Origin of the sequence: Nocardia anaemiae NBRC 100462 (assembly GCF_001612725.1) — a bacterium.
Lineage (GTDB): Bacteria > Actinomycetota > Actinomycetes > Mycobacteriales > Mycobacteriaceae > Nocardia > Nocardia anaemiae.
In genome coordinates this window covers 61,155-84,079 of sequence record NZ_BDAZ01000051.1, presented here as the reverse complement: position 1 = coordinate 84,079, position 22,925 = coordinate 61,155, and the positions used below count along the sequence as shown (strand labels likewise).

The 22,925-nt window shown below is 65.7% G+C and carries 25 protein-coding genes and 1 pseudogene; 9 read left to right on the top strand and 17 right to left on the bottom strand.

What is annotated here, in order from left to right; all coding sequences use genetic code 11:
* Positions 1 to 237: 237 nt before the first annotated feature.
* The 6 genes from lnt to NA5_RS27090 all read right to left on the bottom strand — a co-directional run bounded on the left by lnt (position 238) and on the right by NA5_RS27090 (position 6,363).
* A complete protein-coding gene (gene lnt / locus NA5_RS27115) occupies positions 238 to 1,902 on the bottom strand; it encodes an apolipoprotein N-acyltransferase (protein WP_062990963.1) in 1,665 nt (554 codons plus the stop codon).
* A complete protein-coding gene (locus tag NA5_RS27110) occupies positions 1,892 to 3,484 on the bottom strand; it encodes an amidohydrolase (protein ID WP_062990959.1) in 1,593 nt (530 codons plus the stop codon). Before NA5_RS27110 ends, lnt begins: the two co-directional genes overlap by 11 nt.
* 27 nt (positions 3,485 to 3,511) lie before the next feature.
* The gene (locus NA5_RS27105) at positions 3,512 to 3,799 is read right to left on the bottom strand and encodes a ribbon-helix-helix protein, CopG family (RefSeq protein ID WP_062990945.1); all 288 of its coding nucleotides are present in this window, start codon (positions 3,797 to 3,799) and stop codon (positions 3,512 to 3,514) included.
* Between the two features lie 91 nt (positions 3,800 to 3,890).
* Entirely contained in the window at positions 3,891 to 4,370 is a 480-nt protein-coding gene (locus tag NA5_RS27100) for an FxsA family protein (protein WP_062990943.1), read from the bottom strand.
* A gap of 84 nt (positions 4,371 to 4,454) precedes the next feature.
* Complete coding sequence (locus tag NA5_RS27095; RefSeq protein WP_062990941.1) at positions 4,455 to 5,114, bottom strand: response regulator; 660 nt, start codon at positions 5,112 to 5,114, stop codon at positions 4,455 to 4,457.
* Positions 5,115 to 5,184: 70 nt separating this feature from the next.
* On the bottom strand, positions 5,185 to 6,363 hold the full coding sequence (locus NA5_RS27090; RefSeq protein ID WP_062991003.1) for a sensor histidine kinase: 1,179 nt from the start codon (positions 6,361 to 6,363) through the stop codon (positions 5,185 to 5,187).
* Positions 6,364 to 6,418: 55 nt separating this feature from the next.
* Here NA5_RS27090 and NA5_RS27085 point away from each other — a divergent pair, with 55 nt between their 5' ends.
* Positions 6,419 to 7,186 carry a TSUP family transporter gene (locus NA5_RS27085; protein WP_062990939.1) on the top strand — a complete coding sequence of 256 codons (768 nt, stop codon included), beginning with the start codon at positions 6,419 to 6,421 and terminating at the stop codon, positions 7,184 to 7,186.
* A 5-nt stretch (positions 7,187 to 7,191) separates the two neighbouring features.
* Here the strand turns inward: NA5_RS27085 and NA5_RS27080 are convergent, their stop codons facing one another.
* Both NA5_RS27080 and NA5_RS27075 read right to left on the bottom strand, forming a co-directional pair.
* A complete protein-coding gene (locus NA5_RS27080; RefSeq protein WP_245672417.1) occupies positions 7,192 to 7,845 on the bottom strand; it encodes a TetR/AcrR family transcriptional regulator in 654 nt (217 codons plus the stop codon).
* 76 nt (positions 7,846 to 7,921) lie between these two features.
* Positions 7,922 to 8,245 (bottom strand): ArsR/SmtB family transcription factor, encoded by a 324-nt coding sequence (locus tag NA5_RS27075; RefSeq protein ID WP_218020165.1) that lies wholly within the window; start codon positions 8,243 to 8,245, stop codon positions 7,922 to 7,924.
* Between the two features lie 86 nt (positions 8,246 to 8,331).
* Between NA5_RS27075 and NA5_RS27070 the strand changes: the two genes are divergently transcribed.
* The 3 genes from NA5_RS27070 to NA5_RS27060 all read left to right on the top strand — a co-directional run bounded on the left by NA5_RS27070 (position 8,332) and on the right by NA5_RS27060 (position 12,139).
* On the top strand, positions 8,332 to 9,099 hold the full coding sequence (locus NA5_RS27070; protein WP_062990935.1) for a glucose 1-dehydrogenase: 768 nt from the start codon (positions 8,332 to 8,334) through the stop codon (positions 9,097 to 9,099).
* Between the two features lie 110 nt (positions 9,100 to 9,209).
* On the top strand, positions 9,210 to 10,739 hold the full coding sequence (locus NA5_RS27065; protein WP_062990933.1) for a TldD/PmbA family protein: 1,530 nt from the start codon (positions 9,210 to 9,212) through the stop codon (positions 10,737 to 10,739).
* Positions 10,740 to 10,747: 8 nt separating this feature from the next.
* Complete coding sequence (locus tag NA5_RS27060) at positions 10,748 to 12,139, top strand: metallopeptidase TldD-related protein (protein ID WP_062990999.1); 1,392 nt, start codon at positions 10,748 to 10,750, stop codon at positions 12,137 to 12,139.
* On the opposite strand, the gene NA5_RS27055 is transcribed toward NA5_RS27060, so the two are convergent.
* Positions 12,140 to 12,523, bottom strand: a complete 384-nt coding sequence (locus tag NA5_RS27055) for a PPOX class F420-dependent oxidoreductase (protein WP_062990931.1) — start codon at positions 12,521 to 12,523, stop codon at positions 12,140 to 12,142.
* A gap of 45 nt (positions 12,524 to 12,568) precedes the next feature.
* Positions 12,569 to 13,117 (bottom strand): PadR family transcriptional regulator, encoded by a 549-nt coding sequence (locus NA5_RS27050; RefSeq protein ID WP_062990929.1) that lies wholly within the window; start codon positions 13,115 to 13,117, stop codon positions 12,569 to 12,571.
* Between the two features lie 109 nt (positions 13,118 to 13,226).
* On the opposite strand from NA5_RS27050, the gene NA5_RS27045 reads away from it, so the two are divergent.
* Positions 13,227 to 13,949: a DUF8817 family protein gene (locus NA5_RS27045; RefSeq protein ID WP_062990928.1), complete on the top strand. Its 723-nt coding sequence runs from the start codon at positions 13,227 to 13,229 to the stop codon at positions 13,947 to 13,949.
* Between the two features lie 5 nt (positions 13,950 to 13,954).
* On the opposite strand, the gene map is transcribed toward NA5_RS27045, so the two are convergent.
* Positions 13,955 to 14,722, bottom strand: coding sequence for a type I methionyl aminopeptidase (map, locus tag NA5_RS27040; RefSeq protein WP_062990927.1), 768 nt, complete (start codon positions 14,720 to 14,722; stop codon positions 13,955 to 13,957).
* Between the two features lie 196 nt (positions 14,723 to 14,918).
* Between map and NA5_RS27035 the strand changes: the two genes are divergently transcribed.
* Together NA5_RS27035 and NA5_RS27030 are read left to right on the top strand one after the other, a co-directional pair.
* On the top strand, positions 14,919 to 16,547 hold the full coding sequence (locus NA5_RS27035) for a hypothetical protein (RefSeq protein ID WP_063813610.1): 1,629 nt from the start codon (positions 14,919 to 14,921) through the stop codon (positions 16,545 to 16,547).
* 37 nt (positions 16,548 to 16,584) lie between these two features.
* Complete coding sequence (locus NA5_RS27030; protein ID WP_062990925.1) at positions 16,585 to 16,848, top strand: helix-turn-helix domain-containing protein; 264 nt, start codon at positions 16,585 to 16,587, stop codon at positions 16,846 to 16,848.
* Position 16,849: 1 nt separating this feature from the next.
* Here the strand turns inward: NA5_RS27030 and NA5_RS27025 are convergent, their stop codons facing one another.
* From NA5_RS27025 to NA5_RS27010, 4 genes are all read right to left on the bottom strand, one after another.
* The gene (locus NA5_RS27025) at positions 16,850 to 17,227 is read right to left on the bottom strand and encodes a PPOX class F420-dependent oxidoreductase (protein ID WP_062990923.1); all 378 of its coding nucleotides are present in this window, start codon (positions 17,225 to 17,227) and stop codon (positions 16,850 to 16,852) included.
* A gap of 99 nt (positions 17,228 to 17,326) precedes the next feature.
* Positions 17,327 to 18,493, bottom strand: a complete 1,167-nt coding sequence (locus NA5_RS27020) for an epoxide hydrolase family protein (RefSeq protein WP_062990921.1) — start codon at positions 18,491 to 18,493, stop codon at positions 17,327 to 17,329.
* 50 nt (positions 18,494 to 18,543) lie between these two features.
* Positions 18,544 to 19,644 carry a LuxR C-terminal-related transcriptional regulator gene (locus NA5_RS27015; protein ID WP_062990919.1) on the bottom strand — a complete coding sequence of 367 codons (1,101 nt, stop codon included), beginning with the start codon at positions 19,642 to 19,644 and terminating at the stop codon, positions 18,544 to 18,546.
* A gap of 27 nt (positions 19,645 to 19,671) precedes the next feature.
* On the bottom strand, positions 19,672 to 19,962 hold the full coding sequence (locus NA5_RS27010; RefSeq protein ID WP_157110658.1) for a hypothetical protein: 291 nt from the start codon (positions 19,960 to 19,962) through the stop codon (positions 19,672 to 19,674).
* Between the two features lie 61 nt (positions 19,963 to 20,023).
* On the opposite strand from NA5_RS27010, the pseudogene NA5_RS43295 reads away from it, so the two are divergent.
* A pseudogene (locus NA5_RS43295) lies at positions 20,024 to 20,170 on the top strand (DUF6228 family protein); the annotation flags it as partial.
* A 39-nt stretch (positions 20,171 to 20,209) separates the two neighbouring features.
* Here the strand turns inward: NA5_RS43295 and NA5_RS27005 are convergent.
* Together NA5_RS27005 and NA5_RS27000 are read right to left on the bottom strand one after the other, a co-directional pair.
* On the bottom strand, positions 20,210 to 20,503 hold the full coding sequence (locus tag NA5_RS27005) for a hypothetical protein (RefSeq protein ID WP_062990915.1): 294 nt from the start codon (positions 20,501 to 20,503) through the stop codon (positions 20,210 to 20,212).
* Entirely contained in the window at positions 20,500 to 20,787 is a 288-nt protein-coding gene (locus NA5_RS27000; protein ID WP_218020164.1) for a hypothetical protein, read from the bottom strand. Before NA5_RS27000 ends, NA5_RS27005 begins: the two co-directional genes overlap by 4 nt.
* Positions 20,788 to 21,247: 460 nt before the next feature.
* On the opposite strand from NA5_RS27000, the gene NA5_RS26995 reads away from it, so the two are divergent.
* Positions 21,248 to 22,918: a M15 family metallopeptidase gene (locus NA5_RS26995; protein ID WP_062990913.1), complete on the top strand. Its 1,671-nt coding sequence runs from the start codon at positions 21,248 to 21,250 to the stop codon at positions 22,916 to 22,918.
* The last annotated feature ends 7 nt before the right edge of the window (positions 22,919 to 22,925 follow it).

The following is a 22,925-nucleotide window of genomic DNA, read 5'->3' as shown; positions in this document are numbered from 1 at the left end:
AACGACGTTGGCAGCAAGGCACTTTCACAAGCTACATTCCCGCAAACTCTCCAGATTTGCGGCTTGAGCGGCACAAATACCGGAAAAACGACGTCTTACGCCAGCCCATAGAGGCAAGCTGGCGAACTGCACGCTAACGCTCGGAGCGGACCGAAAGACGGTTTCGAGGCTCCGAAACATACCGAATGTTTGGTTAGGGGAAAGCCCTATTCATCGCGCTCAACCGATCTCGCGAGCTCAGCCGACCGGCTGGTCCATGGTGGCCTGGTCGTTCGCTAACTTGCCCCGGGCATTTCGCCGCCGGATAACTGCCACCACGACGGCAGCAGCGCAAAGAATAACCGAGACAAGCTCCGGAATGGCGCCGAATCGGGTCGCGATTGTTGTGTCGCTGCGCAACGGCAGTTGGGCGACCAGCGCGGCGGGGACGAATTCGGGTGTCTGCTGCTGGACCGTGCCGTCCGCGGTGATGATGGCGCTGACACCGGAGGTCGCGGCGACCACCAGGGCGCGGCCGTGTTCGACGGCGCGGACCCGGGACATGGCCAGCTGCTGATAGGTCATCTCGCTGTCGCCGAAGGTGGCGTTATTGGTAGGCACAGTCAGCAATTGCGCACCCGCGTGCATGGAATCGCGGAAGGCGCGGTCGAAGGCGACCTCGTAGCAGGTCGCGACGCCGATATCGACGTTGTCGGCGCGGACGGTGCCGTCGCCGTGGCCGGGGACGAAGTATCCGGCGCGGTCGGCGTAGTCGGAGAACAGGCGGAAGAAGCCGCGCATCGGCAGGTATTCGCCGAACGGCTGGATGATCTTCTTGTCGTGCCGCTCTCCCGGCCCGGCCGCACCGTTCCACACGATGACCGAGTTCGTCGTCGTGCGATCGCCGTTCACCAGCACCGCGCCGACCAGGATCGGCGCGCCGATCTGCTCGGACGCCTCGGTGATCTCCGCGGCCGCGTCGGCATTGCGCAGCGGGTCGATATCGGATGAGTTCTCCGGCCATATCACCACGTCCGGCTTGCGCGCCGTTCCCTGCGCGATCGCTCGAGCCAATTCCTCGGTGCGCCGGACATGGTTGTCCAGTACGGCGCGTCGCTGGGCATTGAAGTCCAGCCCGAGCCGCGGCACGCTGCCCTGGATGGCGGCGACGGTGATCGTCCGGTCGCCCTCTCCGGGGGCGGGAAGCGCGGTCCGGAGGACCACTCCGATGATCGGGATGATAACGAGCGTGGCCGCCGCGGCGATAATGCCAACGCGGGTCGTCGCGGAAGTACGGCCCGTCCCGGCAGCCGACGGATCATCCGTCGATGCGACCGCCACGTGAATCCACAAGTACACTAGCAGTGCCGCCGCCGCGGTCGCGGTGAGCGTCACCGCGAACCCGATGAGCGGCGCTCCCCCGACCGCCGCCAGCGACAGATACCACCCGTCGGCCTGCCCGAATGCCAAGCGCCCCCAAGGGAATCCGCCGAACGGGAAGCTCGATCGCAGCCACTCGGTGGCCGTCCACGCCGACGCCACCCACACCGGCCACCCCGGCAGCGAAAACAACAACCGCGCCGAAAGCCCGAATAGTCCTATATATAAGGCACACACCGTCGACAGGGCCAGCCACGGCACCGGCCCCACGTAAATGCCGGTCCACGGCAACAGCGGCACGAAAAATCCGAGCCCCGCCAGGAACCCGTACCCGAACCCACCACGCAGCCGCGCGGCGCCGCGCACGGTCAACGTCAGCACCACGAGCCCGATCGGCGCGAGGAACCAGAAGGGCCGCGGCGGAAAGCTTCCGAAGATAAGCAGCCCCGAAACCACCGCCGCCACCGACCGACTCGGCACCGGATACCGACCGAACGCCGCCGCCAGGCGGCGCAGAGCCGCGCCGAGTGTTTCAGGCCTCATGGATGGTGACTCCGCGGTGGACGGTGCGCAGACAGGTAGGCAGGTCCGCGTCGGGGTCGAGCGGGGGCAGACCGGGGACTCGGGAGCGCGGATCGGTGGACCAGCGTTGGACGGTGTCGGCGGCCGCGGCCACGACGAGGTCGGCGGCGTCCCAGATCGCGTAGGAAGCGGGAGCTCCCGGCACCAAGGTACCCGCCACGCCGTCGCGGATGCCGCCCGCGCGCCAGGCGCCACGGGTGGCGGCGGCGAACGCGGCACGGGGGGAAAGGCCGTGGCCGGGGGTGCGGTGGTTGACTGCCGCGCGGACTGCCGACCAGGGGTCCAGTGCGGTAACCGGTGCGTCCGAGCCGATGGCGAGGGCGATGCCCGCCGCGGCCATGGCCGCGAAGGGATTCAGCGTGGCAGCGCGTTCGGCGCCGAGGCGGCTGGCGTACATTCCGTCCGGACCGCCCCATGTCGCGTCGAAACCTGGTTGGACACTGGCGATTACACCCCAGGAGGCCAGCTTCGCGATCTGATCGGCGTCGATCATCTCGGCATGCTCGACGCGGTGCGCGCGGGACGCGATCGCCGGACCGCCGAGTTCGTCGACCACCTGTCCGAATCCGGCGACCACAGCGTCCATCGCGGCATCGCCGATGACGTGGAATCCGGCTTGGATGCCCGCCTCGGTGCAGGCGCGCACATGTGCGGCGATCGCGTCGGCGTCGAGGTAGCCGAGACCGGTTCCGCCGTCATCGGCATACGGCGCGCGCAGCTGGGCGCTGTGCGAGCCGATCGAACCGTCCACGAACAGATCGCCGCCGAGCGCATGCACCCCGAGTTCGGCGACCAGCGCCCGCGCCTCATCCGCGCTGCGCACCGCCTCACCCCAATAGGCCCGAACCTGCACACCGTGCTCGAACTCGACCAGTTCACGAATATCGGTGCGTCCGGCGATCTCTGGTCCCGCGCATTCGTGCACGGCTACGACACCGTGCGCGGCCGCCGTGTCCAGCGCCGCCTTGCGCGCCCGATCCCGTTGTGCGCGATCCAATCCCGAGAGAACCGCGGTGCGCACCAGATGGTGCGCGTCGGCGCGCAGGGGCGCACCGCGGGTGAATCCCGTCGCGGCGGTGACCGCCGCAGTCAACAACGCCGAAGACACCACCGCCGAATGCGCGTCCACCCGTGACAGATACACCTGTCGGCCGGGCCGCACCGCCGCATCGATTTCCTCGACCGTCGGCGGCCGCCCCTCCGGCCATCCGGTCTCGTCCCAGCCGTCGCCGAGAATCGCGCCGTCGGGATGCGACGCCGCGAACGCGCGCAACAGCTCCAGGCAGTGTTCGAGTGAACGCGCCGTCGACAGATCGAGTCCGGTCAGCTTCAGACCCAGTGCCGTCACATGCACGTGCGGATCGACGAACGCCGGTGCCACGAAAGCACCGTCGAGGTCGATGATCTCCGCATCCGGATGCAGCGCGCGACCCGGTTGCTCGGCGCCCAGCCACACCACGGTGCCGTCGGTCACGGCCATTGCCGTCGCGTCGGGTGAACTCGAGCTGTAGAAACGACCGCCGATCAGCAACTGGGTACTCACGAGACACCAGTCTGCCGTATGGGTGTTTCAGTCCGTCGAGTCGGACAGCCCGTGCTCCGTGGCAACCGCTTGCAGGTCGCTCGAAATGGTCGGTGGCGAAACGTCCGCGGGTTGCGCGAGCACCGCCATGACCTCCGCGTATCTCGGCGGCGCGACACCGGGCGCGGCCCGCATACCGGCCTCCACCGCGATCAGTTCCAACCGCAATGCCGCAGCCGTGAATCCGGAAATGGACTGTCCCGCAGCCGCGGCCGCCTGTCGCACGGCCGCTGCCAGCTCCTCACTCACCGTGACGGTGAGCTCTTCGGTCGCCATCCGGCCACCCTAGTCCTTTGATCCGTCTCACGAAATGGGCACGAGGGTGACAGTCGGCACGGTTTATGGAACCGGCCCCGGGTGAATTCGATCAGCCGCCGATGGCCGGACGAGTCGAGGGGCGAGGATCGTCGTACCACTCGGTGACCACCACCCCGTCGACCACATCATTGCCGTCGATGATCACGCCGCGATACGGCATCGCCGCGGCCAGACGGCTGAACCGGCGCGCGGCGAACGCGGCCACCAGCGGACGAACCAGGAAGCGGGTCGGCGGCAGCAGCAGGAGCAGCCCGAAGAACGAGGTGACCAGGCCCGGGATGAACATCAGGAACCCGCCGGCGGCGACGAGCGCGCCGTCCGCCACCGCGGTGCCCGGACTGATCTCCCCGCGTCCGGCGCGCCGGAACTGTTCGAAGACGCGACGGCCTTGTGCGCCGATGAGCAGCATGCCCGCGGCGGATCCGGCGATGAGCAGCAGGATGGTCGGCACGACACCGATGAGGTGACCGACGCCGATCAGCGCGGCGATCTCGACGATGACGTAGAGCACGAACAGTACGGCGGGCATGGCGATCCTTTCGGACGATCTACCCGGTTCAACGTCGCGTGGTCCGATTTTTCTCCCGATCCAGCCTGATAGCTGGCTGAGATCTCACCCGCCCGGTCGCACCAATCCGGTCTCGTAGGCCAGCACGACAGCTTGAACCCGGTCGCGCAGACCGAGTTTCGTCAGCACCCGCCCGACGTGCGTCTTGACGGTGGCCTCGGAAAGGTACAACTGCTCGGCGATCTCGGCATTGGACCGCCCGGCCGCGATCTGCTCGAGCACTTCGCGTTCCCGCGCGGTCAGTACCTCGAGTACGGCCGGATCTCGCATACCGCCCGGGTCGTCGACGATGAGCCGGTCCAGCAGCCGCTTGGTCACCTTCGGCGACACCACCGCGTCACCACCCGCGACACTCCGAATCGCCGAGACCAGATCCTCGGGCGGCGTGTCCTTCAAAAGGAATCCGCTCGCGCCCGCCCGCAGCGCACCCAAGGCATGTTCGTCGAGATCGAAGGTCGTCATGACCAGCACCTTGCAGCCGTCACCGGCCTCGACGATGCGCTGCGTAGCCGATACCCCGTCCACGACCGGCATCCGCACATCCATCAGCACCACATCCGGCCGCAACTCCTTGGCCCGCGTTATCGCGGCGGCCCCGTTCTCGGCCTCCCCGATCACCTCGATGTCCGGATGCGCACCGAGCACCATCTTCAAACCCATGCGCATGAGTTCCTGATCATCGACGACGAGAACGGTAATCGGCACGCCCCTAATCTATCGGCCCCGTCCAGCGTGTTTTGCACACTGTGCGCGGGACTCTGAAAGAGGCTTGCTGCTAACCGTTTTCGCTGCCGCGCACCAGCGGGATGGTCGCGTGCACCCGCCACGCGCCATCGGAGGTGCGCCCCGCTTCCAGCGTGCCACCGAGTACGGCGATGCGTTCACGCATGCCGACCAATCCCATGCCACCGCCGACGATCGGGCTCGCGGCCTGCTCCTGCACCGGAATCCCTCCGGTATCGCTGACTTCGATCACCACATCGGTTTCGCGGCGCTGCACTCGCACCCACGCCTTCGGATGCGAGCCCGCGTGGCGCAGCGTATTGGTCAGCGATTCCGTCACGATGCGGTGCATGCCCAGACTCACCTCGGGGGCGATATCGTCCAGCTCCCCGGTCATTTCGAGTTCCACCGCGAGTCCGGTATCGCGCATCATCTCGACCACCTTCGCCAGACCCGCGGTTCCGTGCTGCGGCAATTGATCCGGGGCGTGTTCGATGCGCAGCAGTGCGACGGTCCGCCGCAGTTCCCGCAAGGCCTCGCGACCGGTGCTCGCGATCGTGGCCAACGCCCGCTCGGCCGAATCCGGATCGCGGCGCAGTGCGTACTTGGCACCGTCGGCCTGCACGATGATCACACTCACCGCATGGGCGACGACATCGTGCAGTTCGCGGGCGATGCGGGTGCGTTCGGCGGCGACGGCATCGTGCGCGCGGCGTTCCCGGTCATAGTCGGCGACCGCGAGCCGTGCCGCGACCTCTTGGTCGTAAGCGTGCCTGGCACCGATGAACTCGGCCAGTGTCCAGCACAGCGCGTAGAACATCGCGGTGAAGATCAGATCCGAACCGGCTGGCTTGTGTATCAGGAGAAATGAGCTGGTGCAGTCGGCGATCAGGCCGAGGGCGTACCAAAGTGCTTCCTTGCGACCGACATACGCGACCAGTGTGTACAGCATGATGCCGAGCCCGAACAGCGCGATGTGGTCGGCGTTGTCCTCGGAGGCGTAGCTCACCACAGTCGAGGCGATCGAGAGTCCGAGCATCGCGGCCGCCATCGCCCGCGGGTACAGCCGCCGAAACGCGACCGGCCCCGGTAGCAGCACGCCGATTCCCAGGTATGCCAGCTTGCTATCGGAATTGCTCACCCCGAGGATCTCGAGCAGCATCAGCACGGCGGCCAGCATCGAATCCGAGATGAGGGGCTTGCCGCGAAGCCACAGACTGAACCGGCGCACGAACATCAGCGTAGGTGGGTACGGGCCCGATCCAACCATCTGGTTGGCTGGCCGGGTGGATTTTGCAGACTGGGCGGCCTTACTAACGGCCGCGACCGCCGCGGGCTGGGTTGATGCGGTGGTCGGCGGCGGCGGATTGATCATTCTCCCGACACTGTTCCTGGTCGCACCGGGCATCGCCCCACAGACCGCACTCGGCACCAATAAGCTCGCGGCCGTCGCGGGCACCGGCGCGTCGGTCATGACATTCGCGCGCAAGGTACCCATGCAATGGCGCACGCTGCTGCCAGCGGCCGCGATCGCGGCGGTCACCGCGGCGACCGGCGCGGCGGCGGTATCCCTCATCGATCGCGACCTGTTCATCCCGATCGTGATGGTGGTGCTGGTCGGCGTCGCCGTCTTCGTCACGCTGCGCCCGTCGATCGGCATCACCCTGGCCACGCACCCACCGACCCGGCGCAAGTTCGTCCTCGTGATCGCCTTGGCCGCCGGGTTGATCGGGTTCTACGACGGACTGCTCGGCCCCGGCACCGGCACCTTCCTGATCATTACCTTCGCCACACTGCTCGGCACCGAATTCGTGCGCGCTGCCGCGATGGCGAAGGTAATCAACTGCGGATCCAATTTCGGTGCGCTGATCTTCTTCGGCGTCACCGGTCACATCATGTTCGCACTGGGCGCGGCCATGGCGGTCGGCAATGTGGCGGGCGCGATCATCGGCTCGCACATGGCATTACGCAAGGGCGCGGAGTTCGTGCGCGTGGTACTGCTGGTGGTCGTCATCGGCATGGTGATCCGTTTGGGCTGGCAGCAGTTCGGCTGAGCCGATCAATGCATAGGTCCGGCATGCATCTTGGTATTCGACGCCAGCCACGGCTGCAGCACCCGTGAGGTCGTTTCGTGGATCTGGCGGTGTAGCCGCTCGCCGTCGACTCCGGCCACCGGACTTTGAAACAGCACCGTCAGGGCGCCGGAGACCGCGCCGACGACGGCACCGACCAGGGCGGCGGCCCCGACCTCGTCCAATTCGGCGGGAAATGCCATATGCAGCTGCCGAGCGATCTCGCGCTGGGCGACCAACTGCGCATGCGCGGCACGACCGCTCACCGCGGGCACGGTACGCGAAACCTGTGCGCGCAGTGCGGCAATGCGCGCACTCAGATCATCGACGAGATGTTCACCCGGATTGTCGCCCGCGGCCCGCAGCGCGCGTAGCAACACCTCCACCGGTCGCTCGCCCGGCCGACGAGTCGCGATGGCCGCCACCGCGGCGCGCACCCGTTCGTCCTGTTCCGGGAAGAGCAACTCTTCCTTGCTGGCGAAGTAGTTGAAGAAGGTCCGGGTGCCGACCTCGGCCGCAGCGGCGATATCGGCCACCGTGGTTTCCTCATAGCCTCTGTTCTCGAAAAGTTCGACGGCGGCCTCGAGCAGGGCACGGCGGGTACGTTCTCGTTTGCGATCGCGGAGGGCGGATGGCGGCACGCGGGCACAGTACGGCATAACCCGACTTGGGTACGGTAACCACGACTTTCGCGCGCGCCATGCTGCCAAACCGTGATCAAATGCGAGTCGCGTGCGATTGATCCCGGCGGGCCGCGTCGATCACCGAATCCAGCAAACCCGGAAACCGGGCGTCGAGATCGTCACGGCGCAACGACTGCAAGGTTTCCCGTCCGGACGGCCGCTGCCAGATGATCCCCGCATCGCGCAGCACCCGATAGTGGTGTGTCAGATTCGATTTCGGCACACCGTCAACGATCGAGCCGCAGGTGTGCTCCGCCCCATCCGCCAGCACGCGAATGATCTGTAGCCGCAATGGATTTCCCAGTGCGGCGAACACATTCGCCAGCTCGATCCGATCCCGCTCGGGGTGTGCCGTCATCACCCGGACCAAATTACTCGATTGTTGACATACAGTCGAACTGTTCATATGTTCTTGAACTATCCAACTGTATGAGAGGTCGTGCCATGCCGAGCAATACCCGATTCGACAACAAGATCGCGTTGATCACCGGCGGGACCAGCGGTATAGGGTTGGCCACCGCGCGCAGGTTGCTCGACGAGGGCGGGCGGGCTGTGATCACCGGGCGGGACAAGTCCCGTCTGGATGCCGCGGTCGAAGTGCTGAACGCTGGCGATCGCGTCCTCGGAATACCCGGCGACGCAGCGAATCTCGCCGATCTCGCCGCATTGACGACCGCGATCTGGGACCGTTACGGACGCTTGGACGTGGTTTTCGCCAATGCGGGAGTCGGCGCATTCCAGGCGGTCGCCGATGTCACCGAGGCCGAGTTCTACCGGGTCGTCGACATCAACTTCAAGGCCGCCTTCTTCACCATCCAGCACACCCTTCCGCTGTTGGCCGATGGCGGCGCGATCGTGATCAACGCATCATTCGCACTGCATCGGGGCGGGCCCGGCGCGGCGCTCTATTCGGCGACCAAGGCGGCGGTGCACAACCTGGCCCGGACACTGGCGGCCGAACTGGCTCCCCGGCGAATCCGGGTCAACTCGGTGAGCCCGGGTTACACCGGGACTCCCGCGTTCTATGCGGAAGCATCGCCGGAGGTACAGGCCGCCGCCATCGCCACCGTGGCCGCCGGGCGCATCGGAACTTCGGAAGATGTCGCCGCCGCGGTCGCATTTCTCGCCTCCGACGAGGCGTCCTACATCAATGGTCAGGACCTGCTCATCGACGGCGGTCTTGTCGCCGCCACCCCCGCGGCCATGGTCTAGAACTGCGCCGCTGGGCATTTCGTGCGGCATGGCAGTCGATGCATCTCCGCAAGGTGTGCGGCAGCGCAGCGGAAGCGGCGCTCGCCACCGCAACCGGCTAGTTTGGTCGGGTGAGCATCGCGACTTCCAATGATGTGGACGCCGAGTTCCTTGCGTTACCACTGCACGCGCTGGCCGACGCCGCCCTGTCCGCAGCGCGGGCGGCAGGTGCGCAGCACGCCGATCTGCGGGTGCATCGGCTGGTCACCCAGTCGATCCGGCTGCGCGACGGCCGGGTCGAGGCGATCAGCAATGCCACCGACCTCGGCTTCGCCGTTCGCGTGATCGTCGACGGCACCTGGGGTTTCGCCTCGCATGCCGCACTCACCCCGGAGACCGCGGCCGAGGTGGCGCGGCGTGCGGTCACCGTGGCGACGACCCTGCGCGCCCTCAATCGGGAGCGCGTCGAACTCGCTGCCGAGCCGCGATACGACAATGTGCACTGGGTTTCGGCCTACGATGTGGACCCGTTCACGGTGCCGACCGCCGATAAGGTCGCTGTGCTGCAGGACTATTCGGGCCGCCTGTCCGCTGCCGACGGGGTCGATCACGTCACCGCATCGGTACTGCAGGTCAAGGAGCAGACCTTCTACGCCGACACCGCGGGCTCCGCGATCACTCAACAGCGTGTGCGCCTGCACCCACAGCTCGAGGCGATTACCGTGGACGCGGCGGCGGGTGTCTTCGAGACCATGCGCACCCTCGCCGCACCGGCCGGACGCGGGTGGGAGTACGTCACCGGTGCGGACGGAATCTGGGACTGGAATGCGGAACTGGCGCAGATCCCCGGGTGGCTGACCGAGAAGGTGCAGGCGCCGAGCGTCGAGGCGGGCCCGACCGACCTGGTGATCGACCCGACCAACCTGTGGCTGACCATCCACGAATCCATCGGCCACGCCACCGAATACGATCGCGCCATCGGCTACGAATCCGCCTATGCGGGTACCTCGTTCGCGACCCCCGACAAGCTCGGCACACTGAAATACGGAACGCCGATCATGCACGTCACCGGTGACCGCACCGAGGTGCACGGTCTGGCTTCGGTCGGATACGACGACGAGGGCGTCGCCGGACAGCGCTGGGATCTGGTGCGCGAAGGCATTCTGGTCGGCTATCAACTCGACCGTGTCTTCGCGCCGCGCCTTGGCCTGGAACGCTCCAACGGCTGCTCCTACGCGGATTCACCGCACCATGTGCCGATCCAGCGCATGGCCAATGTCTCACTGCAACCGGATCCCGAAACCGACACCAGCACCGCCGAACTCATCTCCCGGGTCGAGAACGGCATCTATATCGTCGGCGACAAGTCGTGGTCGATCGATATGCAGCGCTACAACTTCCAGTTCACCGGCCAGCGGTTCTTCCGCATCCGCGACGGCAAGCTCGACGGCCAGCTGCGCGATGTCGCCTATCAGGCCACCACCACCGACTTCTGGGGTGCCATGGAGGCGGTGGGGGGACCGTCCACCTGGCGCCTCGGCGGCGCGTTCAACTGCGGTAAGGCACAACCCGGTCAGGTCGCCGCGGTCAGCCACGGCTGTCCGTCGATCCTGGTGCGCGGCATCAACATTCTCAACACCCGGACGGAGGCAGGTCAGTGATCGAGGTGATGTCGCCCGCAGGTGCGGTCGTCGAGCAGGCGCTGGCGCTCTCGCACGCGGACGAGGCGATGGTCATCGTCACCGATGCGCACGAGGCGTCGCTGCGCTGGGCGGGCAACTCGATGACCACCAATGGCTCCTCGATTTCCCGGGACTGGGCGGTCATTTCGATCTTCCGCGACGGCCCGAACTCCGCGCGCGTCGGCAGCGTCAGCTCCACCAGCGTCGACCCGGCCGAGATCGAAGCGGTGGTGCGCGCCAGCGAGACGGCGGCCCGCACCGCGGAACCGGCGAAGGATGCGATGCCACTGCTGACGCCGGATTCGGATGGTCTGCCGGACGCCGGGAGCGACTGGGCGTCCGCGCCGGGCAGCACCGGGATCGAGGTTTTCACCGATCTCGCACGCGAGCTGGCGGGCGGCTTCGACGGAGCTGATCGGCTCTACGGTTTCGCCTATCACCAGATGCACACGACCTGGTTGGGCACCTCCACCGGTATTCGCCGCCGCTTCGTGCAGCCGACCGGTTCGGTGGAGATCAATGGAAAGCGTGGTGAGGGTACGGATCTCGCGAGTGCGTGGGTCGGTGTCGGCACCGCGGACTTCACCGATGTCGATGTGCCCGCGCTGCTCACCGAATTGTCGCGGCGGTTGGATTGGTCCAAGCGCCGAGTCGAGCTGCCCGCGGGACGCTACGAAACCCTGCTGCCGCCCTCGGCGGTCGCGGACCTGATGATCTACCTGGCCTGGTCCATGGAGGGGCGTGGCGCGCACGAGGGGCACAGCGCGTTCGCCAAGGCGGGTGGCACCCGAATCGGTGAGCGGCTCAGCGATATTCCATTGACGCTCTACTCCGATCCGAGCGCGGGCGGACTCGAATATCGCCCGTTCGTCGCGACTTCGTCGTCCTCGGAATCGCTGTCGGTCTTCGACAACGGTCTACCGGCCAGGCGCGTGGACTGGCTGCGCGACGGCGTCATCGAATCGCTGGTCTACCCGCGTGCCACCGCCGCCGAATTCGACGCTCCCACCACGGTTCCCGGTGAGAACCTGCTGCTGACCGGCGGCTCCGGCGCGAGCCTCGACGCGATGATCGCCAAGACCGAGCGCGGTCTGCTGCTCACCACGCTCTGGTACATCCGCGAGGTCGATCCCGCCACCCTGCTGCTCACCGGTCTCACCCGCGACGGCGTCTATCTGGTCGAAAACGGCGAAGTCACCGCCGCGGTCAATAACTTCCGCTTCAACGAAAGCCCTATCGACCTACTGCGCCGCACCACCGAAGCCGGTGCCACCGAGACCACGCTGCCCCGTGAATGGAAGGACTGGTTCACCCGAACCGCCATGCCGCCCTTGCGTATCCCGGACTTCCACATGTCCTCGGTGAGCCAGGCGACCTGATTACCCGGCCGGGGTGATCTCGAGGCCGATGGTGCCGGACTTGCCGCGGCGAATACTGCTCGCGGTCACCAGAATCGGGCCGAGCAGCCAGTACTTCTTCTTGATCAGCTTGCGCACCCGTTCGGTGTCGGCGGCGTCGAGCACCCGGCCAGTGCCTTCGATGACTTCACCGCGCGGCTTACCCGACGGGTTGCACGGCTGAACGGTGACGGCGGGATTGTTTCGCAGCCGCTTGACCTTCCAGCTATTGGTTTCGGTCCACACATACAGCTTGCCGTCGTCCTCGGCGGCCCAGACGGCGGTGCCGACCGGTGTGCCGTCCTTGCGAAAGGTGGTCAGCAGCACGTAGTCGGCCTTGCCGACCGCACCTAGCGTGTTCGTCATGCGAGGCAGCCTATCCGCCGTCGGACCGGCGGGCGCGGCCTGCCATCAGTCCGACATCCGGTATTCACCCGCCTCCAGGCGCTCGAGTACGCCACCGGTCCAGTTCGACAGGTTGTCGAAAACGCCGCTCCACAGCTCGAGCAGATCGGTCGCATGCGGCGGTTCGTACCGGCCGGGGAAGGTCGGGATCATGGCGAGCAGATCGTCACGAACCGCCGCGGCATTGCGGCGTTGTTCACGCAACTTCTCGATGACATGCGCGCGTGGCAGCGCGTCCATGAAGGCGATACCCGCGCCGAGTTCTTCCATATCGATGCTGACCAGCGCCTCGTCCATGAGCTTGCGGAACTCGACCTCCCCCGCCTCGGTCAGTTCGAACAGCGTCCGCCCCGGCCCCTCGGTACTGCCCTGGGTTCCGAACGCACTCAATTTTCCTTCCTGCGTCAGCTGTTTCAGCGCGTGATAGATCGACCCCGGCTTCACATTGGTCCAGGTTTCGGCACGCCAGGAGAGCAGCTCGCGACGCACCGCGTAGCCATAGGTGGGGTGACGCAACCGCATCACGCCGAGGACCAACAGGCGCACCGCCGACATCCGGACTTCCCTTCTCTCGTGACGGCCATACTACTCAAATTTGACTTCCGACAATTCACGCCCCTAACCTCGGGTAGTCAAAATTGATTACCGGTACAAGGCAGGGGCGATGACAAGCGATACAGCGGTTCCGGTGTTGTGGAGCGGAGACCTGAAAGACACCCTCGACTTCTATCGAACACTGGGCTACACGGTGACCCACGAACAGACCAGGCCATACGCCTACGGCGCGATCGAGGCCAATGGCTGCGCGGTCCACTTCGCCGCCGCACCGCCGGGCGCCGAACTCCCCACCGAACAGGTCGGTTGCCTGATCATGCTCGACGATGTCGCCGAGCGCCACGGCGCATTCACCGCGGCGCTGCGCAAGCGTTACGGGAAGGTGCCCGCGAAGGGTTGTCCACGCATCACCCGATTCCGGCCCGGCCAAAGCAGATTCAGCGTGGTCGACCCGGTGGGTAATACCATCATCTACATCCAGCGCGACGAGCCCGAAGATGTCGACTACGGCGGTTCCCGCGAACTCGAAGGCCTGGCAAGGGTTTTGGACAATGCCCGCATCCTGCGCGATTTCAAGAATGACGATGCGACAGCGATCCGGGTGCTCGAAGTCGGCCTCGGTCGCTACGGCGTGGCAGCGGCGGCCGTCGATAAGGCACGGGCGCTTGCGGCGCTGGCCGAATTGTCCGTCGCCACCGGCGATTCCGAGCGGGCCGAGAAGTTGCGCGCCGAACTCATGGCCATACCGCTGTCGCAAGCCGAACGCGCGAGCGTCGCGGCCGAGCTGCGCGCCGCCACCGATCTCGCGGATTGGCTCTCCGAAACGGATTGAGACCGTTATGCGGCCGCAGTCAGCACCTGCGGCCCGTCCGCGGTGATCGCGACCGTATGTTCGGAGTGCGCGGTCCGTGAACCATCCGCCGAGCGGATCGTCCAGCCGTCCGGATCTGTATAGATCCGGTCGGTCGTGCGCGCGAACCACGGCTCGATCGCAATGGTCAAACCGGGCCGCAGTGGATACCCGCGACCGGCGCGTCCCGCATTCGGTATATGCGGATCCTCATGCATCGTCCGGCCGAGCCCGTGTCCGCCGAATTCGGTATTCACCGGATAGCCGTTCGCCCGCGCGACTTCCGCGATGGCCGCGGAGATATCGCCGATCCGATTACCGGGCAGCGCGGCCGCGATCGCGGCCGCCAGCGCGTCCTCGGTGGCCTTGACAAGCCGCAGGTCCTCCGCATCGGCGGTGCCGACGACCATGCTGGTGGCCGAGTCGGCGACCCACCCATCGATGCCCAGCGCCAGGTCCATGCTCAGCACATCACCGTCGCGCAGCGCATAGTCGAACGGAAGCCCGTGCAGCACAGCATCATTCACCGAAAGGCAGATCGTATTGCGGAACGGACCGCGGCCGAACGACGGCGCATAATCCCAGTAGCACGAGACCGCGCCGCGCTCCCGAATCCGCTGCCGCACATGCTCTTCCAGCTCGAGCAGATTCACCCCGACCCGCGCCATCGCACGCACTTCCGCCAGGATCTCGGCGACGAACCGCCCCGCCACCCGCATGCGTTCGATCTCGCCCGGAGACTTCAACTCCACCATGCCCAACCTCCACCTCGGTATTTTAATACCAAGCCTAGCCGCGGTCGGTATAAAAATACCAATCGGACCGCGTGACCTGGTGATGTGTTATGTTCGCGGACACGAAAGAGCACTGGTTTGTTTCGTTGTTCGCCACCCCCGGGCGGCATGCGTTCCGCCCGATCGACTCCCGATAGCGAACGTAGAGGAGCAAGCGATGAGCCCGCGTCGCAAGGCACTCGTCGTCGCCGTCGCGCTGGCCGTGGCCGTGGCCACCGCCGCCTGCGGCAGCGATTCGGTGCGGAACCAGAACCAGTCGGGCACCGCCGCGGGCCCCGCGCGCAATCCCTACCTCGCCGCCGCGACCTACGGGCTCACCCACATCGATTCGGGCCAGTCCGACACCTTCCCGTACCAAACGCCCCAGGGCGAATTCCACATCGACCCGAAGCAGCAGCAGCGCATCACCTCGGGACCGGTCAACATCATGACCCTCGCCGCCACCGATCCGGACCATATGTGGGTCTCCTCCACCCAGGGCGTGGTCTATGTCCAGGTCGGCAATGGCATGTTCCACGAGATCGCCCGCGCCGACGCACCGGGCGTGAAACCCCTGGCCCCGCAGGTGTTGGACCAGGTACTGGACCAGAACTTCACCGACGCCGGGCAGGTGGACGCGGCCGTGCACAACGACTGGGGCGTCGATTGGACGCGCATCGTCAATGGCGTCTACAGCCTGGCGGACAAGGACAACCGGGTCTACTACGTCACGCAGGACGCGCAGATCGTCGTGTTCGGCCTGGTGAATTCCAACAACCCCGAAGCGGGCGTACGGATTCTGCGCACCCTCGACTTCAAACCCTGGCTCGGCACCGTTCCCGGTCTCGGCGGGCAACCCGAGTCCATCGTCGGCCTGAATATGACCTATGACGGCAAATTGGCCGTGCTCAGCACCCGCGGGCTGGCGATCATCGACCGCAGCCTGCAAGGCGAACCGCAGCAGGTCCATTTCGGCGCCGACGAGGTGGTCTCCAACGCCATGGCCGTGGACGACAAGGGCGGGATCTACGCCGCCTCCGACAAGATCATGCGCAAGGTGGTCTGGAACGGATCCAAACTCTCGACCGACGCCGCCGACGGTGCGTGGGCCGCGCCCTACGATTTCGGGCGGCAACCGCCCGCGGTGAAGTTCGGCATCGGCACCGGCTCGACACCGACGCTCATGGGCTACGGCAAGGCCGACCGTCTCGTGGTGCTGACCGACGGCGCCGATCGGATGAAACTCGTCGCGTTCTGGCGAGACGCCATTCCCGAAGGGTTCCAACCCAAGCCGGGCACCAAATCCAATCGGATCGCCGACCAGGTCCAGGTGACGGCCGGTCTGAATCCGCAGCCCGAATTCATCCAGAGCGAACAGTCGGTCGTGGTGGACGGATACGGCGCATTCGTGGTCAACAATGCCCGGCCGCAAGGCGCACCGGACCGGCTCGTCGATGTGCTCGCGGGTGGGCCGGTATTCGCGCCGCCGTCGGGTATCGAGCGGTTCCAGTGGGATCCGGCCACCCACAGTTGGTCATCGGTGTGGTCGCGTGCCGATGTGGTGTCGACGAGCATGGTGCCCACCGAGAGCAGTAAATCCGGGGTGGTTTTCGTCAACGGTTACACCAAGGCCGACGGCTGGGAGGTGACCGGCCTGGACTGGAAAACCGGAAAGACGGTGCACCGCACCATCTTCGGGCAGAGCAATCTCGGTAACGGCGCCTACGCGCTGATCGAGTTCTTTCCGAATGGGGATCTGCTGTTCAACAGTGTCGGCGGACCGTTCCGGGTGAAGTACAACGGTTGAGCTTGCGGTATTTAAATACCGTCCATAGTCTGGTCGCATGGTCCGACTTCCGTTGACTCCCGCCCAGGTCGAGGCCGGTCGCCGTCTCGGAGCCCGGCTGCGGGCGGCGCGCGCCGATCGCGACCCGGCCCGGATCGCTCGAGCCGCCGGAATTTCACCGGAGACGCTGCGCAAAATCGAGACCGGACGGCTGCCGACGCCCGCATTCGGCACGATCGTGTCGCTCGCGGCCGCCCTGGAGATTCCGCTGCAAGAACTCGCCGATACCTGGCGCTCGGCGGGCCTCGCGGAATCGGCCTGACCTACGCCGGAGTAATCGCGATCCCGACGGATCCGTCCGCACCCTTGAACAGCTTGTGCAGGCGGATCAGCACGGTGCCGATGATCCCGTATTTGCGCGAGACCAGATCCCGCACCCGCTGCGTCCCCGCCGCATCCAGCAGCTCGGCCTTGCCCGCGACCTTCTGCTCGCTCTTCGGACGGCCGCGGCCGTCGGATATCTGTAGGGTCACCGCCGGATTGCGGCGAATCCGCTTGACCTTCCACGTCTTCGGGTTGGTCCACACCACGATCCGCTCACCGTCCGGAGCCACCCATACGGGGGTGCCGACCGGCGAGCCGTCCTTCTTGTAGGTGGTCAGCAGGGCGAATCTGCTCGTGCTCACTTCGTTCCATGTCATACCGAAAACGGTAGGCCGGTGCGATCGCCGCGACATCCGTACGCGCTCGTACGCCTCATGACGTAATGGGGCGAGCCAGCGCCCGCCCCATTCACCCGCTCAGCCGCGATAGGCCCGGAAGAACGTACGGATATCCGCGACGAGGAGTTGCGGCTGCTCCAGCGCGGCGAAATGACCACCCTCGGCGTACTCGCTGAAGTGCTCGATATGCCCTTCCGGATTCATCACCCGACGCATCAGTGGATCGGTGTTGAACACCGCCCACCCCTGCGGCACACCCGACGGCGCCACCCAATCCATACCCGAATGCGCTGTCTCCCAGAGGAATTGCGCGGCCGAGGCGCCGCTGCGGGTGAACCAGTAGATGCTGATATTGGTCAGCAGCAGGTCACGGTCGACGGCTTCGCCGGTGGCCCGGGCCGGATCGGTCCAGACCTGGAATTTCTCCGCGATCCACGCCAGTTGGGCGATCGGGGAATCGGTCAGCGCGGCGGCAATGGCATTGGGCTGGGTACTCTGCAGGACCAGATAGCCCTTCTGCTGATTCCACCTCGCCTGCGCGCCCTGGATGGCTGCGAGTTCGTCCTCGGTCAACCCCTCGGGCATAGGCAACTGCTCGCCCACCAGACCGAGCGAGCCCTGGTCACTGTTCACATGCGTCGCGATAACCCGCTCCGGATGAGTCGCGGCCAGCCGCCCGGTCACCCCCGCACCGATATCACCGCCCTGAGCGACGAACTTCTCGTAACCGAGCCGAGCCATGAGTTCGGCGAACGCCTCGGTGGTGCGCGCCAACTCCCATCCCGTCGAGGCCAGCGGCGTCGAGAATCCGAAACCCGGCAGCGACGGAATCACCACATGGAACGCATCCGCCGGATCCCCGCCGTGTGCCCGCGGATCGGTCAACGGCCCGATCAGCTCGAGGAACTCGGCAACCGAACTCGGATACCCATGCGTGATCAGCAGCGGCACCGCATCCGGCTCGGGTGAACGCACATGGAAGAAATGTATGGTCTGCCCGTCGATCTCGGTCGTGAACTGGTCATACGCATTGAGCTTCGCCTCCTGCGCCCGCCAATCGAACCCATCCCGCCAATACTCGGCCAACTCCCGCAGATAATCGGGCGCAATCCCACGCCCCCAATCGGATTCGGTGCCGGGCACCGAATGCGGCAACCGTGCGCTGGCGAGCCGCGCACGCAACTCATCGAGCTCGGCCTGTGAAATGTCGATCCGGAAGGGGCGGATGGTCGCTGTGTTCGTCATGAGAACCACTCTCCACCCCATTGCGGAAGACTTGCTTCCGCATTTCTGAATCAACTGGAGTGGAATGCGCCGGTGCGGTCGATCCGGTCGCCCGCGAGCGCCCTGGGGACGTAGTCGCGCTGGAGGATGGTCGCGACCAGTTCGCCGCGGCTGTGCACGCCGGTGCGGTCGAATACAGATTTCAGGTGGTCTTGCACGGTGTCGTGGGTGAGGTACAGCTGGGCGGCTATGCGGCGGGTGGTTAGGCCCTGGCAGACGAGCGCGGTGACTTTGCGTTCCTGCTCGGTCAGCCCGTAGGCAGCCATGATGACCGGCGCGACTTCGGCAGGCTGGGCCTGCTCGAGGATCACCGCGGTGGTGTCGGTACCCACCAGCGACGCGTGCAGGACCGCCCACCTACCTGCCCTGGTTCGCACCCGCAGCCTCGGCAGTTCCGGAGTGTCCAGGTCGAGATGACGCAACCGAGTTGCCAACGCCCACACCGCGATCGGCAGATCGGAGCCGTCCGGTGCACCGCCCAACTCGTCGAGCCATTGCGGCGCGGCCTCGTTCATCCCGACCACCGTGCCCGCGAGGTCGAGCAGAATCAGCCCCGGCGCGTCGGCGGGATCCTCGAACGCGCAGTCTTCGAGCAGCAGACCCGCGCGAATTCCTTCGCCGAGGTACGGCGCGAGGCGCTGCACGAACAATGCCTCCTCCGGCGAAAAGTCTTGTGCGGGTTCGCGATGCAGGCACATATAGCCCCAGCAGCTACCGCGCACGCGCAGCACGGCGCGAAGTTCGTCGCGCAGGCCGAGCGGTGCGAAAATATCGCGATAGCGACTGCTCCGCGCGGGCCGACCGTCGGTGGCATGCATCATGGTGTCGACCCCTTGGGGCGTGCGAGCGAGCGCGGTCCACTTGTTGACATCGGTGTCGAGGAACTCGTTCGCCACGAAATAGGGGCCGGATTCGGCGGGCAATTCCTCGCGGTAGGCGCGGGTGAAGATCAGCGTCGCCGGATCCACTGCCGACCACCACAGCGCATCGACCGGCACCGCCGAGCGCAGCCGCGCCAGCACCGCATCCCGAAGCCGATCCGGACTCAGACCGGACCGGCACATCCGGACAATAGATGCGGCGAGGTGGTCCAAGGCAGGGCCATTGAGCATTGCGCCTCCACTGCTGCTCTTCGAAGTCTAGACCCGATCGACGACCTCATACCGGCCGCGCGCGACCAACTCCACCCCGGTCGCCGCCACCGTCGCCCGCCTGCTCTGCTCAGCGAATTCGTCGGTCGCCGCAGCGGCATCCTCGGTGTCCCACAGGGTCAATGTCAGTGCCGAGCCGGAGTCGCTGTCGATCAGAAACACCGCACCGGCGTTTCCCGGCAGCCCGGCCACGAATCCCTTCACCTGGGTTGTCACATGATCAGCCCATTTCCGCAGCGCCTCGGGCGTTCCCGACCAAGTCGATGTCCGTGCGAACATTGTCTTCTCCTTCCGTTCCAGCCCATCCTCGCCCGGCAACCGACGCAAGCCCCTCCCATAAATATGGGAAATCCGCGTCCAGATCGGGGGTCCCGGGCTACTCGCCACGGTGCACCAGGTGACGCTGAGCGTCACGGGCGACAGCGATCTCATCTGGTTCTTCGACGACCTTGCTGGCCACTTCACCGGCTGGGACGGCGCCAGCATCTGGCAGAGCCTCGTCGAGTACGACTGGAACTCGACGATGTCAGCGCGAGCATTCAGCGTCGTCGACGATGACCGCATTGGCCGGGATGATCCAGATTTCCTTGCCGTCGTCCTGGACCGAGCGGGTGGTCGTATAGGCACGCTTACCCTTCCCGACGCACTTGGTGGCGACGTTTCCGAACCCGTCGGGGAAGTTGTAGACCTCGGCGGCGGAGTTCTCGCCATGCTGACCGCTGACCGGGGCGTCGGCTTTGCCTCGTTCCTCGTAATGCTGGCGGGAGCAGCCAGCCGTCAGGACGAGCATCAGGCAGGCGGCGACAGCGAACTTTTTCATCGGTTCGTCTTGCAGGTGTCGTCCGCGACCAGCTGGATGTTCGACGGGCCGGTGGCATTCGTCGTGACGTATGCCCGGTACCCGTGACCGACGCACTTCGTTGCGACATTGCCGAATCCGTCCGGCATGTTGAACACCTCGGCAGGAGTGTTGTCGCCGTGCCCGTCCAGCACGGGGGCGTCGCCCCGGCCGCGCTTGTCGTTGTAATCCTGTGAACAACCGGCCGACACCACGAGGCCGGCCAAGACCAGCACCTGCATCATCGTCTTGGCATTGCGCTGCATGGCACTCCTATCGCGATAACCCCAATTGCCAAGGCGCCCTGGCGACTTGGCCGCTTGCCCTGCCGAGGGCATGGGCAGAGCATAGGACATGGTCAATCATCCTGTGGCACATGTGAATAACGGCGGCACACGGTGCAAGCGGCAATCATCGTCTCGCGCCGCCAGCAGCCGCAGCTCGCGCGCATCGACCAACTCGCCGCGACGAGCGATACATGCCCAGTGACGCATCTCGAGAAATCCGAAACTCGCACGGCCCGACAGCTGGTGCTCCATACTCGACAAGGGAGTTTGATGCTGGTCATCACCACCAGGGGTCTGTTTCCGCGGTCGCAGAGTGGTGATGGCTCGAGTAGACCGCGTCTCAGTACGCGGCCCGGCGTCTGGCCGATGGGTACGTGAATCCGCAAAAGATAGCTTCGCCGAGAGCCGCGTTCGACCGGTGAAAGGGGAAGTCATCGTCATGCCTGGTAACCGCATAACCGAAAATGGTTGGCGCGAGTGTGAGCGCAGGGATTGTGAGACGCTTCTCGTCCCGGGCACTCGAGATGTACGCATCGAAATCCGCGGTGGTGACGCCGCCACGATCCTTACCGCCTGGGCCGCCTGGTGGCACCGCAATGTCCGCCCGATAGATATTTTCAAACCGCGCGATTACTGGGGCTGGAGCGAGGACAACGACGTCTGGGACTCCAACCACCTGTCCGGTACCGCCATCGACCTCGATGCCACGGCCCTGCCCTGGCAGCGCCGCACTATGCCGCAGCACCAGCGAGACGCGGTGGAACGTGGGCTGGCATTGTTCGAGGGCACCGTGTTCTGGGGCGGGCACTGGAACCGGGTCGACGAGATGCACAGCCAGATCGGGCTGCCACCGACCAGCCCGAAGATCGCAGAGTTCGCCGATCGGCTGCGCGCGGGTTATCTGAATATCTTCGGTCCGCCTGACCCGACCGCCTTCCCACTGCCCGCGGGGTATTACTACGGGCCACTGGAGGGCCCGATGGAATCGATCTCCGGGGAATACGAGGGCGACTCGCAGTGGGCCAAGGACGGGCTCGGTCGCTGGCAGGAGGCGCTCGACCTGCCGGTCACCAAGAAATGGAACGATGGGCTCACCCCCAAGGCGGCCACCACGTTGCAGTTGGCGAAGGGCTGGCCGCCCAATCCGCTGTTCGGCTACGGCGGGATCTATGAAGGTGAGTGGAATGCGGTGATCAAGGACGGTTGGCGTCTGCCACAGGACTGGGACCCGGACAAGATCCACGACCATGAGTCACCGATCACCAAGTGGGGCGACTACAGCCATTACCAGGCCGAATATGTCGACGACTCCTACCCGTACAAGGTGATCGCCTTCCGCGCCTCCATCGCCGATCAGGTCGATGAGAAATTCTTGAAGAACATGCGTATCGCCAAGGAGATGGTGGCCCGCGGCAAGCTCGAGAAGATCATCGCCTATCACTTCTGGGTGCCCGGCCACGACAACTGGGGCACCTTCAAAGATCAGCTGGAAGCTTCCGGCGGGGTGTTCCCGGAACTGGCGTTCATGCTCGACGTCGAGGACGGCGGGGCGAAGTGGAATATTCGCGGCGATCAAACCGTCGGGGTGAAGGACTTCATCAAGAAGGGCCAAGAGTACTTCGGCAACAAGCACGCCGCCTCGATCTACACCAACTTCACCGCCAACCCCGACCTGCTCGTCGGCATTACCGACATCGAGTTGCGCTCGGTCAAACTCATTGTGCCGCGCTATTACGGCACGGACCGCCCGCCCGCGACCCCGTCCGGTGTCAGCTGGTTCGGTCATCAGTACTCCGACCGCGAGGACACCTCGCCGTTCGGGCCGAGCGACATCAACTGGTCGAAGGTGCCACTGTCGGTATGGCTGGAGGCCTGGGGTGTCAACGCAGCAGCGGCGCGGCCGCCCGTCGAAGAAGCGGAGAGAATGGCCCAGCCCGTGCCTGTCAACGATGACGAGATCTGGGAGGCGCTGGAACGCATAGCGGACAAGTCGCATGTGGACCTGAGCGATATCCGAGTCGGCAACGGCCGTCGCCGCCGTCCGGTTGCCAGCAGCCGGAGCGGGAGCCGTACCCGGCCGAGCCGTTCCCGGGTAGAACCTTCCGGCTGAGCGCTTA

Bases quoted from the DNA above. Each gene is read 5' to 3' on its own strand.
- lnt (WP_062990963.1), bottom strand. From the start codon at position 1,902: ATGAGGCCTGAAACACTCGGCGCGGCTCTGCGCCGCCTGGCGGCGGCG.
- NA5_RS27105 (WP_062990945.1), bottom strand. From the start codon at position 3,799: ATGGCGACCGAAGAGCTCACCGTCACGGTGAGTGAGGAGCTGGCAGCG.
- NA5_RS27100 (WP_062990943.1), bottom strand. From the start codon at position 4,370: ATGCCCGCCGTACTGTTCGTGCTCTACGTCATCGTCGAGATCGCCGCG.
- NA5_RS27075 (WP_218020165.1), bottom strand. From the start codon at position 8,245: ATGACGGCACACCCCGAGCGGGATCGGATCGAGCTGGCGAATGTGTTC.
- NA5_RS27070 (WP_062990935.1), top strand. From the start codon at position 8,332: ATGCCGAGCAATACCCGATTCGACAACAAGATCGCGTTGATCACCGGC.
- NA5_RS27060 (WP_062990999.1), top strand. From the start codon at position 10,748: ATGTCGCCCGCAGGTGCGGTCGTCGAGCAGGCGCTGGCGCTCTCGCAC.
- NA5_RS27055 (WP_062990931.1), bottom strand. From the start codon at position 12,523: ATGACGAACACGCTAGGTGCGGTCGGCAAGGCCGACTACGTGCTGCTG.
- NA5_RS27050 (WP_062990929.1), bottom strand. From the start codon at position 13,117: ATGTCGGCGGTGCGCCTGTTGGTCCTCGGCGTGATGCGGTTGCGTCAC.
- NA5_RS27045 (WP_062990928.1), top strand. From the start codon at position 13,227: ATGACAAGCGATACAGCGGTTCCGGTGTTGTGGAGCGGAGACCTGAAA.
- map (WP_062990927.1), bottom strand. From the start codon at position 14,722: ATGGTGGAGTTGAAGTCTCCGGGCGAGATCGAACGCATGCGGGTGGCG.
- NA5_RS27035 (WP_063813610.1), top strand. From the start codon at position 14,919: ATGAGCCCGCGTCGCAAGGCACTCGTCGTCGCCGTCGCGCTGGCCGTG.
- NA5_RS27030 (WP_062990925.1), top strand. From the start codon at position 16,585: ATGGTCCGACTTCCGTTGACTCCCGCCCAGGTCGAGGCCGGTCGCCGT.
- NA5_RS27025 (WP_062990923.1), bottom strand. From the start codon at position 17,227: ATGACATGGAACGAAGTGAGCACGAGCAGATTCGCCCTGCTGACCACC.
- NA5_RS27020 (WP_062990921.1), bottom strand. From the start codon at position 18,493: ATGACGAACACAGCGACCATCCGCCCCTTCCGGATCGACATTTCACAG.
- NA5_RS27015 (WP_062990919.1), bottom strand. From the start codon at position 19,644: ATGCTCAATGGCCCTGCCTTGGACCACCTCGCCGCATCTATTGTCCGG.
- NA5_RS27010 (WP_157110658.1), bottom strand. From the start codon at position 19,962: ATGTTCGCACGGACATCGACTTGGTCGGGAACGCCCGAGGCGCTGCGG.
- NA5_RS27005 (WP_062990915.1), bottom strand. From the start codon at position 20,503: ATGAAAAAGTTCGCTGTCGCCGCCTGCCTGATGCTCGTCCTGACGGCT.
- NA5_RS27000 (WP_218020164.1), bottom strand. From the start codon at position 20,787: ATGCAGCGCAATGCCAAGACGATGATGCAGGTGCTGGTCTTGGCCGGC.
- NA5_RS26995 (WP_062990913.1), top strand. From the start codon at position 21,248: ATGCCTGGTAACCGCATAACCGAAAATGGTTGGCGCGAGTGTGAGCGC.